This window comes from Microbacterium sp. LCT-H2 (assembly GCF_001866135.1).
Lineage (GTDB): Bacteria > Actinomycetota > Actinomycetes > Actinomycetales > Microbacteriaceae > Microbacterium.
The window spans coordinates 44,203-55,910 of the sequence record NZ_MODW01000009.1 but is presented as its reverse complement, the minus strand read 5'-3'; the positions used below and the strand labels follow the sequence as shown (position 1 = coordinate 55,910).

General features: G+C 70.4%; 12 protein-coding genes. 6 read left to right on the top strand and 6 right to left on the bottom strand.

Annotated elements, in window-relative coordinates:
* Window positions 1-89 precede the first annotated feature (89 nt).
* Together BK819_RS15625 and BK819_RS15620 are read right to left on the bottom strand one after the other, a co-directional pair.
* The gene (locus BK819_RS15625; RefSeq protein ID WP_071329942.1) at window positions 90-1,820 is read right to left on the bottom strand and encodes a sodium:proton antiporter; all 1,731 of its coding nucleotides are present in this window, start codon (window positions 1,818-1,820) and stop codon (window positions 90-92) included.
* A 56-nt stretch (window positions 1,821-1,876) separates the two neighbouring features.
* Entirely contained in the window at window positions 1,877-2,170 is a 294-nt protein-coding gene (locus tag BK819_RS15620; RefSeq protein ID WP_071329941.1) for a MerR family transcriptional regulator, read from the bottom strand.
* Window positions 2,171-2,294: 124 nt separating this feature from the next.
* On the opposite strand from BK819_RS15620, the gene BK819_RS15615 reads away from it, so the two are divergent.
* The 5 genes from BK819_RS15615 (at window position 2,295) to BK819_RS15595 (ending at window position 5,718) form a co-directional block, all read left to right on the top strand.
* Entirely contained in the window at window positions 2,295-2,717 is a 423-nt protein-coding gene (locus tag BK819_RS15615) for an Hsp20/alpha crystallin family protein (RefSeq protein ID WP_060922486.1), read from the top strand.
* A 67-nt stretch (window positions 2,718-2,784) separates the two neighbouring features.
* On the top strand, window positions 2,785-3,012 hold the full coding sequence (locus tag BK819_RS15610; protein WP_071329940.1) for a DUF2795 domain-containing protein: 228 nt from the start codon (window positions 2,785-2,787) through the stop codon (window positions 3,010-3,012).
* A 36-nt stretch (window positions 3,013-3,048) separates the two neighbouring features.
* A complete protein-coding gene (locus tag BK819_RS15605) occupies window positions 3,049-4,086 on the top strand; it encodes an LLM class flavin-dependent oxidoreductase (RefSeq protein WP_071329939.1) in 1,038 nt (345 codons plus the stop codon).
* Window positions 4,087-4,856: 770 nt separating this feature from the next.
* Window positions 4,857-5,411 (top strand): hypothetical protein, encoded by a 555-nt coding sequence (locus tag BK819_RS16640; protein ID WP_143049331.1) that lies wholly within the window; start codon window positions 4,857-4,859, stop codon window positions 5,409-5,411.
* 100 nt (window positions 5,412-5,511) lie between these two features.
* Window positions 5,512-5,718 (top strand): hypothetical protein, encoded by a 207-nt coding sequence (locus BK819_RS15595; protein WP_025105466.1) that lies wholly within the window; start codon window positions 5,512-5,514, stop codon window positions 5,716-5,718.
* Window positions 5,719-5,807: 89 nt separating this feature from the next.
* Here the strand turns inward: BK819_RS15595 and pheA are convergent, their stop codons facing one another.
* Window positions 5,808-6,791, bottom strand: coding sequence for a prephenate dehydratase (gene pheA / locus BK819_RS15590; RefSeq protein ID WP_071329937.1), 984 nt, complete (start codon window positions 6,789-6,791; stop codon window positions 5,808-5,810).
* Window positions 6,792-6,836: 45 nt separating this feature from the next.
* Here pheA and pgm point away from each other — a divergent pair, with 45 nt between their 5' ends.
* Complete coding sequence (gene pgm, locus BK819_RS15585) at window positions 6,837-8,480, top strand: phosphoglucomutase (alpha-D-glucose-1,6-bisphosphate-dependent) (RefSeq protein ID WP_071329936.1); 1,644 nt, start codon at window positions 6,837-6,839, stop codon at window positions 8,478-8,480.
* A gap of 439 nt (window positions 8,481-8,919) precedes the next feature.
* Here pgm and BK819_RS15580 read toward each other — a convergent pair whose 3' ends face one another.
* From BK819_RS15580 to BK819_RS15570, 3 genes are read right to left on the bottom strand one after another with little or no spacing between them, the layout of a single operon-like run.
* Entirely contained in the window at window positions 8,920-9,738 is an 819-nt protein-coding gene (locus BK819_RS15580; RefSeq protein ID WP_071329935.1) for an ABC transporter ATP-binding protein, read from the bottom strand.
* 11 nt (window positions 9,739-9,749) lie between these two features.
* A complete protein-coding gene (locus BK819_RS15575; RefSeq protein WP_071329934.1) occupies window positions 9,750-10,790 on the bottom strand; it encodes an ABC transporter substrate-binding protein in 1,041 nt (346 codons plus the stop codon).
* A gap of 30 nt (window positions 10,791-10,820) precedes the next feature.
* Window positions 10,821-11,672 carry an ABC transporter permease gene (locus BK819_RS15570; protein WP_083391832.1) on the bottom strand — a complete coding sequence of 284 codons (852 nt, stop codon included), beginning with the start codon at window positions 11,670-11,672 and terminating at the stop codon, window positions 10,821-10,823.
* Between the last annotated feature and the right edge of the window lie 36 nt (window positions 11,673-11,708).

Here is an 11,708-nt window from a genome sequence, read left to right as displayed (position 1 = left end):
GGGCGGTCGCAGAGGGGTGGGTCGACCGGAAGGGGGTGGTTCGAGGGGGAAGGGGGGGTGGGTCGAGGGGAAGGGGGGAAGAGGAGAGGTCAGTTGCGGCTCAGGGGGCGGGTCGCGCCACGGGTGTCGAGCGCGAGCTCCTCGGCGTCCATCGCGGCCAGCAGCTCCCGCATGACCTCCTCGTCGAGCTCGCCGGCATCCCGCTCCGCGACGAGGATCTCCCGCCGTACCTGCAGCCATCCCTTGGTCAGGGCGACGAGGTCGTCGTAGGACGGGCGGGCCACGGAGTCCTCGACCTGCTGCGCGTCGTCGGTGTCCTTCTCCACCCGGGTCATGCGCTTCGTGAACGCATCGAACATGCCGAGGTCGACCTCGCCGTGCTTCTGCTCCCACTCGCGGCGCTTCTCGGCGAGGTACGCCTTGCCGGCCTCGCGGCTCTTGGCCTTGACCATCTCCAGCGCCGCGACGTCCTCCTCGTGCTCCTCGTCCCCCGCGATCTCGAGCCGCCGGATGAGCAGCGGCAGCGTGAGGCCCTGCAGCAGGAGCGTGCCGACGGTGACGATGAAGGCGACGACGACGATGGCGTGCGAGGCCTCGGTATCGAGCCCGGCCAGATCGGCGGCGGCCACCGCGATCGCCAGGGTCACCACGCCCCGCATGCCGGCCCACGAGATGACCGCGTTGTCCTTCCAGGTGAGCCGCAGCCCGGCCATGCGCTCCCGCACGATCTGCGTCCGCAGCTCATCCGTGCTCTGGTCGCGCCACCGCCGGGACCGCCGTCGCCGTTCGTCGAACTCCCCGGACGCGATGCCGCGATCCATGCGGGCGAGCCGACGACGGTCCTGGAAGTTCGACCACGCGCTGATCGGATAGATGTAGAGCGGCCGGACGACGAGCACCACGAGCAGCACGGCGCCGGAGAGCAGGAGGATGTGCCCCACCGACTCGCTGCCGAGGTCGTTGAGCACCCGCGGGAACTGGAGGCCAATGTAGGCGAACACGAAGCTCTCCAGCAGCAGGTCGGCCGACAGCCACAGCGGCGCCTCCTGCTGCCGGGTCGTGTAGTCGGTGCGCGGGGCGTTGAAGCCGACGAACAGCCCCATGGCCACGACCGCGAGGACGCCGGAGCCGAGCAGATGCTCCGCGATGTTGTACGCACCGAACGGGGCGAGCAGACCGAACGTGCCGATAACCACCGGGTCGCCGATGCGCATCCGGAGCTGGTGCAGGACGATCCCGAAGATCAGCCCGATGCCCACCCCCACACCGACGGCCAGGAGGAACTGCCCGATGCCATCCCAGATCGACAGCGTCGCCCCGGCGAGGATCGCGGCGAACACCCGGTAGAGCGTGAGCGAGGTCGCGTCGTTGATGAGGCTCTCCCCGGACAGCACCGTCATGATGCGGCGGGGCAGACCGAGACGACGGCCGATCGCCGCCGCCGACACCGCGTCCGGCGGGGCGACGATGGCGCCCAGCAGCAGCGCGCCGGGCAGCGTGAGCGACGGCAGGATCCACCAAGCCACGAGCCCCACGGCGAACGCGGTGAGCAGCACGAGCCAGATCCCGAGGCGACGGATCTGCGGCAGGCTGCGTTTGAACCCGACGAACGACACGTCGAGGGCGGCGGAATACAGCAGCGGCGGCAGGACCAGCCCGAGCAGCAGGTGCCCGTCGATCTCCAGCTCCGGCACGAACGGCAGGAACGACGCGGCGAGCGCGACGACGGTCACGAGCAGCGGAGCCGGCCATCCGCGCCACCGCGCGACGGCGGCCACGGCGACGGCTCCGACGAGGACGTAGAAGATCCCGGCTTCCATGCGGAAAGCGTAGCGGCGTCGTCGGCGCCCCCTGTCGCCGCAGGGTGGCCCGAGTGTCAGTCGGGTTCCGGTCCGCCCGCGTCGAGAGCCTGGCGGAGGCCCGCGTTCTCATCCTGCAGGTCGAGGACCCGGGCGATCCCGGCGATGTTGATGCCGTCGCCGCGGAGCGCGGCCGCGCGGCGCAGACGGGTGATGTCGTCGTCGCTGTAGCGGCGCGTGCCGCCGTCGCTGCGGGCCGGCGCGAGGAGTCCCTTGCTCTCGAAGAGCCGGATCGTCGCCTCTGGCAGGTCGACGAGCTGGGCGGCCACGGCGATGCCGTAGAGCGGGGTGCGCGAGTCGGGTGCGGTCATCCGGGAGTCCTCGGTTCGGGGGTTGCGAAGTTTCTACGCGTGTTCTATAACAAATCTATACCTGAAGTGCAGATAATCTGCACGCCACCTCAGCCCTTGCAGGGCCGCACGAAAGGAGAACCTCATGGCACTGACCTTCGATCCCTTCAGCCAGCTCGATCGCTTCGCCGCGAGCGTGCTGGACTCCGTGCGCGCGCCCCGGTCGATGCCGGTGGACCTGTACCGCGACGGGGACCGCTACATCCTGCACGCCGACCTGCCCGGAGCCGATCCCGGCTCCATCGACGTCGACCTCGACGGCGGGCAGCTCACGATCCGCGCCCAGCGCACGGCCGACACCCGCGAAGGCGTGCGCTGGCTCGCCCGCGAGCGCGGGGCCGGGTCGTTCCTGCGCCAGTTCTCGCTCGGCGACGGTGTGGACCTCGACAACATCAGCGCCTCATACGAGAGCGGTGTCCTGTCGGTCGTCATCCCCGTCAGCGAGCGGGCGAAGCCGCGGAAGATCACCGTCGAGTCCGGCGAACAGCGCCAGGCGATCGACGCCTGATCCCCCGGGGGCGGTGCTGCGGCACCGCCCCCGCTGCTCTCCTCTCTTCCTACGGAAAGGACGACCCATGGCACTCTCCTCGACCCTCGACCATTTCCTCGCCGACATGGAATACCCGGCGACCCGCGACGACCTCCTGCGCGAAGCCACGCGGGACGGGCTGCCGGCGGAGGACCGCGCCGCACTCCGCGACCTGCCGGAGCAGAGCTTCAGCGCCGCCTGGCTCATCCGCTATCGCCTCGCCAGGAACGCTCTCGCCGACGCGCTCACCCCCGCCTCGCGCCTCGCCGCCTAGGGAATGCCGGAGCGGCCGCCGAGGTTGCATCCGGGGATGAACGACGTCGCCCTCTCCGTCCTCGACCTCGTGCCGGTCCGCTCCGGCCAGACCAGTGCCGAGGCCATCACCGCCTCCCTCTCCCTCGCCGCGGCCGCCGACCGGCTCGGCTATCGCCGCTACTGGTTCGCCGAGCACCACAACATGCCCGCGGTCGCCTCGACCACGCCGCCGGTCCTCATCGCGGCTGCCGCCACGCGCACCTCGCGCATCCGCCTCGGCTCCGGCGGCGTGATGCTGCCCAACCACGCGCCGCTGATCGTCGCCGAGCAGTTCGCCGCCCTCGAAGCCATCGCGCCCGGCCGCATCGACCTGGGCCTCGGCCGCGCCCCCGGCAGCGACCCCGTGATCACCCAGCTCCTCCGCGGGTCAGGGACCACCAGCGACGTGGAGCAATTCCCCCGCCACGTGCAGGACATCGCGGCGCTCTTCACCGCCGACGGCGCCACCGTGCGCTTCACCTCCGGCGGGGAGTACACCGTGCGGGCGACCCCCGCCGCGACCGGGGTGCCCGAGGTGTGGCTGCTGGGTTCGAGCGACTACTCCGCACAGCTTGCCGCTTCCCTCGGCCTGCCGTACGTGTTCGCGAACCACTTCTCCGGACAGGGCTTGGAACGCGCCCTCGACCTCTACCGCACGAACTACCGTCGGAGCGAGGAGCACCCGGAGCCGCGGACCTTCCTCACCGTGAACGCCGTCGCCGCCCCCACGGCGGAGGAGGCCGAGGCCCGCGCCCTCCCGCAGCTGCGGATGATGGCGCGGCTCCGGCTCAACCAGCCGCTCGTCGCGCTCGAGACCGTCGAACAGGCCCTCGCCGCGGAGCACGACGCCGCGACCGATCAGGTGGTCGAGGCCGCGCGGTCGCGGTGGTTCGTCGGCACCGGGGAGTCCGTCGCCGCCGAGGTGCGCTCCTTCGCGGCGACCTACGGGGTGGACGAAGTCATGCTCTCCCCCGTCGCCGGGGCCTACGACGCGGAGCCGAAGGACTCGGCCGCGGGGCGCGCTCAGACGCTGGAGCTCGTCGCCGGCGCGTGACCCGCGTCGCGCGGGACGGGAGTTCCGTCGCGGGCGCGGGAGTTCCGTCGCGGGATCACTAACGCTCCCCCACACGGCTCAGACGGCACGATTCTGATCCCGCGTCCGATCTCTCGCTTGGTGCGGGATCGATAACGGTCCCCCGCGCGCGTCCCGCGGCACCCTTCTGATCCCGCGCGCCTGCCGTCGTCGTCGTCGCCGCGGACCCCTCGCTGTGTCGGCATACGGGACGGAAAGCGTGCCTTCGGCCGCGGCCAAAGGGACATTTCTGATCCGGCGCGGGAACAGGACCTCCGCCACATTCGCCAGTCAGTCCGTGTTTTCCACAAGAGCCGGGCTGAGGACGATCATCCGTCGGGACGCCGATCCTGCGCGGACAGCATGGACGGATGCGACACCGTGTGCCCCTCCCGCCCGACCTCGGCCCTCACTTCGCCGTCCGTGATGCCGCTGCCATCGGGGTCGGGCGGAAGAGATACTCCAGCCGAGACCTCGCGCGACCGTTCGCCGGAGTGCGATCGACAGCGGAAGCCTCCACGTTCGACGATCGAGTCGCCTCCTACCTGCCGCGTCTTCGCGAGGGTCAGGCGTTCGCCGGACGCACCGCTCTCCGACTGTGGAGACTCCCCGCGTCCGTCCGATGGTCCCCCGATGAGCCCCTCGACGTCGCCGTGCACACCGGGACCTCGCCGCCCCGGACGATCGGTGTCCGAGGGCGCCGCATCGCGCCGGGAAGGGCCGACACATGGCACCTCCACGGAGTTCCGACGGTGGATCCGGTCAGCGCACTTTTCCTCTGCGCGCGGGAGTTCGTCTCCGTGCCGATGGTCGTCGCGCTCGACGCCCTGCTCACATCGTCCGACGCCTATCCGGGGCTGCGGACGGGTCGGCCGGTCGCCACCATCGAGACCATCGATCGACGGTTGACGCGATGGGGGCGGTTCCCCGGCTGCGGTCGCGTACGCGAGGCGCTGCCTCTCGCACGCCTGGGTGTCGAGTCGCCGAAAGAGACCGAGACGCGTCTGCTCCTCCGCAGCTTCGGCCTCCCGGAACCCGCGATCCAGCACCTCGTCTCCCTGGACGGACACTTCCTCGCACGGGTCGACCTCGCCTACCCCGAATGCCGCATCGCCATCGAGTACGAAGGCGACGGCCATCGGACGGACCGTGACCAATGGCGGATCGACATCCGGCGTCAGCGCGACCTCGAAGACCACGGTTGGCTCGTGATCCGCGTCACCGAGCTCGATCTGCGCGACGGTGGCGCCGCCCTCGCCGCCCGTGTGCGTCGCGCACTCACGGTTCGCCACGGCATCCGGGGTTGAGGCGTGCTCACGGATGGGCGTTCGGTCCTCTCCGCGATGAGGGGGCTGGCTCCGGATGTCAGGGAGGCGTAGCCTCGGCGGCAGAGAGAGGGGTTCGACGATGAGCACCAAGACACTCGCACTCTGGGTCGCGTACGGGACGAACGGCGTCGTGGGGAGCATCCGCCACGATGAGAACGGCTACGTGGTGACCATGGCGGGAGCGGACGCGGCGGCCGGAACCTATCCCAGCCTCGCCTCCGCGAAGGGCGCACTGCACGCCCGTATGCTGCCGGGCAGCGCCTGGCCGCGATTCCAGGAGCACTGACCCGCTCCTCGTCGTGCGGGATCGAAACAGCTCCTCCCCGGAGCGCATGAGGTGCAATGTTGATCCCGCGGGACCTGCAGCGGGCCGCGTCAGGACTCGGGTTCGCCGGAGAGGATGCCGCGGAGCCAGTCGCGGGCCTCGATGAAGACCTCGTCGGAGTAGCGGTCAGGATACTGCACGATCTGCCGGTCAGCACGGGGATAGGACCCGAGGAACACCACGCGGGGGCTGAAGCGGCGGATCCCGAGCAGGGCGTCGGCCATCCGCTCGTGCTCGATGTGGCCGTCCGCGTCGATCACGAACCGGTACCGGCCGAGCTCGTCGCCGATGGGCCGCGACTCGATGAGAGAGAGGTTGATGCCGCGCGTCGAGAACTGCTCCAGCATCTCGAGGAGCGAACCAGGGTGGTCGTGCGGGAGTTCGACGATCAGCGAGGTCTTGTCGGCACCGGTCGGCGCGGGCGAACGCGTGGTGCGGGTGACGAGGACGAACCGGGTCACGGCCGCCGCGTTGTCGCCGATGCCCTCGGCGAGCACCTCCACGTCATAGTGCTGCACGATGCCGGGGGCGGCGATCGCGGCCTGCGCGGGCGAGGTGCCGTCGAGGACGCCGATGGCCGAGGCGACGTTGCTCGCCGCCGGCACATGCGAGTGGGTCGGGAGGTGTTCGCCGAGCCAGCCGTGACACTGCGCGTAGGCGACGGGGTGCGCGGCGATGACCTCGACCTGGTCGAGAGTGGTGCCGCGTGGCGCGACGAGGACGAAGTTCACCCGCACGAGATACTCGCCGATGATCCGGAGCCCCGGCAGCGTCGCCAGCGCATCCTGGGTGGTGGAGACCCCGCCCTCGATGGAGTTCTCGATCGCGATCATGGCGGCGTCGCTGCGTCCTTCGAGGACGTCCGCGAGCGCCTCGCCCACGTTGTGCACCGGTCGCCACTCCTGCCCCCTGGCTTCGGCCACCTGGTCGAGCGCCGCCTCCGTGAAGGTTCCGGCCGGTCCGAGGTAGCTGTAGGTTCGGCGTGCAGTCACGGCGTTCAGCCTATCCCTCGGTGACTCATCGCAATCGCGCATGTCAAGCCGGATGCGAGCATCCGCCGCACGGGGCAGACTGAGAGCATGAGCAGCCGTGCCGGCCTCCCCGCGGAGGAAAGTGACCTGATCGACGTCGACGAGCTGATCGCCGCCTACTACGACCGCGTGCCGAATCCGGATGTCGCGAGCGAGCGGGTCGTGTTCGGCACCAGCGGGCACCGCGGCTCGTCGCTCACGAAGAGCTTCAACGAGAACCACATCCTCGCCACGACGCAGGCCATCGTCGACTACCGCGCCGCGCAGGGCATCACCGGTCCGCTCTTCCTGGGGCGCGACACCCACGCGCTCTCCCTCCCGGCGGAGCGCAGCGCCATCGAGGTCCTGCTCGCGAACGGAGTGGACGTGCGCGTCGACGCCCGGGACTCCTGGGTGCCGACCCCCGCGCTGAGCCACGCGATTCTCACGTACAACCGCGACCGCGCCGCCGACGACCCGGGTCGCGCAGACGGCATCGTCGTGACCCCCTCGCACAACCCGCCCCGCGACGGCGGCTTCAAGTACAACCCGCCCCACGGCGGTCCCGCCGACACCGATGCGACGGGCTGGATCGCCGACCGCGCCAACCAGCTCATCGCGGACGGCCTGACCGCCGTGCGCCGCGAGCGCTTCGCCGACGTGGACTGGGACGCGATCACCGGATACGACTTCCGCGACGCCTATGTGCGCGACCTGCCGTCGATCATCGACCTCGAGGCGATCCGCCGCGCCGGCGTGCGTATCGGCGCGGACCCGCTGGGCGGCGCGTCGGTGGAGTACTGGTCGCTGATCGCCGAGATGCACGAACTCGACCTCACGGTCGTGAACCCCGAGGTCGACCCCACGTGGCGCTTCATGACCCTGGACTGGGACGAGAAGATCCGGATGGATCCGTCGTCCCCGTCGGCCATGGCATCGCTCGTGGCGAAGAAGGGCGACTACGACATCCTCACTGGGAACGACGCCGACGCGGACCGGCACGGCATCGTCACCCCCGACGCCGGGCTCATGAACCCGAACCACTTCCTCGCCGTCGCCATCGACTACCTCTTCTCGCACCGGGAGCACTGGCCGCGCGAGGCCGCGGTCGGCAAGACGCTGGTGTCGTCGATGATCATCGACCGCGTGGCCGAGTCGCTCGGACGGCGTCTGCTCGAGGTTCCGGTCGGCTTCAAGTGGTTCGTGCCCGGACTGCTCGACGGCTCCGTGGCGTTCGGCGGCGAGGAGTCGGCGGGGGCCTCGTTCCTCCGACACGACGGCTCCGTGTGGTCCACCGACAAGGACGGCATCCTCCTCTGCCTGCTCGCGGCCGAGATCCTCGCGGTGACCGGCAAGACCCCTTCGCAGCGCTACGCGGAACTGGAGGACGCCTTCGGCTCGTCCGCCTACCAGCGCGTCGATGCTCCGGCGACCCCCGAGCAGAAGGCGACGCTCGGCAAGCTCGCCCCGGAATCGGTGACCGCGACCACGCTCGCCGGCGAGGACATCATCGCGAAGCTGTCGCACGCCCCCGGCAACGGTGCGGCGATCGGCGGCCTCAAGGTGCAGACTCCCCACGCCTGGTTCGCCGCGCGGCCGTCCGGAACCGAAGACGTGTACAAGCTCTACGCCGAGAGCCTGCGGGGCCCCGAGCATCTCGCCGAGGTGCAGGCTGAGGCCCGCGCCGTGGTGTCCGCCGCCCTCGGCGACTGAGCCTCCCTCCCGCGGCGCCGTCTCCCGGGCGTGCTGCGGGATCGAAACCGCTCCCCTCGGCAGCCGCCGGGGGGAGTTTTCGATCCCGCGCCGTGGGGGCGCCGGTGCGGGATCAAGAAGGACCCTCGTCAGCGTTTCGCGGGAGCATTCCTCATCCCGCCCGCCGGGCTGTCTCGTTCCGCGCACGCTCGGGCGACGGGGCCCCTCCTGTTGTCGCGCGTCGGACCGTCGGCACCGATCCGTCCGCCACTCCCCGCGCGGGATCGAAAACGGGCGCCCCGAGGGTTCCGGAGGGACCTAATTGATCCCGTCCCGCCGACCACCCCTGGGGCGGGATCGAAAACGGGCCCAGGGGACGCTGGGGAGGGGCCGTTTTGATCCCGCACGCGGGCGGGGGGCGGGACGGGGCGGGGGCGGGACGGGGCGGGACGGGGCGGGGTCAGTCGGCGTCGGTGGAGGAGCCGAGGAGCTCGCGGACGCGGCTGGAGACGCGGTGGAACTCCTCCGTCTCCAGCACATCGACGTAGCCGCGGCGGGCCGGGAGGTCGACGCGGTGCTCCTCCAGGATCCGTCCGGGGCGCGGCCCCATCACGATGACGCGGCTGGCGAGGTAGACCGCCTCCGCGACCGAGTGGGTCACGAGCAGCACGGTCGTGCCGGTGGCGCTCCAGATCCGGTTGAGCTCGACGTTCATGCGCTCGCGCGTGAGGGCGTCGAGGGCACCGAACGGCTCGTCCATGAGCAGCACCCGCGGCTCGTGCAGCAGCGCGCGGCACAGCGACACCCGCTGCTGCATGCCTCCGGAGAGCTCGTGCGGCAGCGACTTCTCGAAGCCGGTGAGCCCGGTCATCTCGATGAGCTCGTCGGCACGGGCCTGGGCCTTGCGCATGTCCATCCCGCGCATCTCGGCCTGCAGGAGGATGTTGCCGCGGACGCTGCGCCATTCCAGAAGCGCCGCCCGCTGGAACACGTAGCCGATATCCTGCCGCGGTCCGCGAACCTCGTCGCCGCGCAGGCGGATGCTGCCGCGGCTCGGAGCGGTGAGTCCCGCCACGGCCTTCAGGAGCGTCGACTTGCCGCATCCCGAGGGCCCGGCGATCGAGAGGAACTCCCCCTCCTCGACGCGGAGGTCGACGCCCTCGAGAGCCGTGACCTGGCGGCGCTTGGAGGCGAAGGTGATCGCGAGATCCGAGACCTCGAGCGCCGGAGCGGTGCTCGTGGCCGCGGGTCCGCGTTCCTGCTGAACGTGAGTGTCCATGACGATCGGTCTCACTTCCCGGGGGTGAAGGCGTCGTCGAAGTAGGTGTCCACGTCGCCGTCGCCCGAGATGAGCCCGGCCTCCGACAGCACCTCCAGCGTGGACTCCCAGTCCTTGGTGGCGTTCGCGCCGGGAGCCTGGCCGTCGGTGGCGTCGGTGTGGAGCAGCTCGATGGTCTCCTCCCACTGGTGCAGCAGCACCTCCTGCGACGGCATCTGCGGGTCCTTGCCCTCCATCGCGGCCACCGCCGCCTCGGGGTCCTCCTGCGCCGCCGCGAAGGCCTCGGAGGTCGCCGCGACCAGCGCCTCGACGAGGTCCGGGTCGTTCTCGATGGTGTCGGTCGGGGCGATCAGGCCGTTGCTGAAGAAGTTCAGGCCGGCGTCGGAGTAGCGCAGGTACTCGACGTCCTTGCCGCTCTTGTCGGCGATGGTGGGGCCCTGGTCGTGCGCGAAGCCGATGAGGCCGTCGACCTTGCCCGAGAGCATGGCGGCGATCTTCCCCGCGGCGTCGAGGTTCTGCTGCGTCACATCGCCCTCCTCCAGGCCCACGGCCTCGAGGTACATCGGGAAGGTGGTGGTCGGGGCGTCGCCCGCGGAGACAGCGATGGCCTTGCCCTTGAGGTCTTCGGGGCTGGAGATGCCGGAGTCGGCGAAGACCTGCACGGCCGACGGCGTGGTCTGCAGGAAGACGCCGACGCTCTTGATGCCGACGCCCTTGTCGATGTTCGCGAGGACGGCCGGGGTGTCCGCCCAGCCGAAGTCGACCTGCCCCTGCCCGACGGCCTGTGCGGTCTTCGTCGACCCCTGGCCGGCCTTGATCGTGAGGTCGATGCCGTGCTCCTCGAAGATGCCCTGGTCGACGCCGTAGTAGAAGGCCGCGTGCTCGCCGTACGGGTACCAGTTGAGCATGAGGGTGACCGGTGTGAGCTCGCCGCCGTCACCGTCACCGTCGCCGGAGCTCGCCGGGGCCGTCGATCCTCCGCAGCCGGAGAGGGCGAGCACCGCGGCGGACGCGAGGGCGATCGAGCTGAGGATGGTGCCTGACTTCTTCATCAGTGCCTTCTTTCGTGGGGGCGAGGGGGGTCAGAGTCGGACGGTGGCCGCGGCGACGTCGCGCTTGGAGGCGTGCCACGGGATGAGGAAGCGCTCGGCGATCTGGATGATGCCGAAGAGGATGACGCCGAGCAGCGACATGATGATGAGCGCGGCGAAGAGCATCGCGGTGTCGAGGTTGCCGTTGGCCTGGAGGATCACGTAGCCGAGGCCCTCGTTCGCGCCGACGAACTCACCGACGACGGCACCGGTGACCGCGAGGGTCGCGGCGACCTTGAGGCCGGAGAGGAGCTCAGGCAGAGCCGCGGGCAGCCGCACCTTGAGGAAGGTCTTGAAGCGGCTGGCTCCCATGGTCGACGCGAGCTGGAGGATCTCCGGGTCGACGGTGCGCAGACCCGCGAGGGCCGAGATGACGACAGGGAAGAACGCCATGAGCACGGCCACGAGGATCTTCGGCTCCGCCCCGAACCCGAGCCACACGACGAACAGCGGGGCGATGGCGATCTTCGGGATGACCTGCGCGAAGAGGATGACGGGATAGAGCGTCTGCTCCAGGCCTCGCGAGTAGACCATGAGCACCGCGACGAGGACGCCGACGACGACCGCGATGACGAACCCGATCACGGTCTCGTAGGTGGTGACCCAGGTGTTCTGCGCAAGGTAGGCGGCGTTGTCGGTGAAGGCGGCCCAGGTGTCGGCCGGCGACGGGATGATGAAGGCCGGCACCCACCCGAGGCTCGTGGAGACCCACCAGAGCGCGAGCACCGCGAGCACGAAGACGAGCGGGTGCCAGTGGCGGCTCCACCAGCGGACGATGCCCGGAGGCTCGGGACGATCGGCGGCCAGCGCCAGGGTCATGGTCGCGGAGGGGGCAGACGACATGGGGTCCTCGACATCTTCGTGAAGGATTCGGGAAAG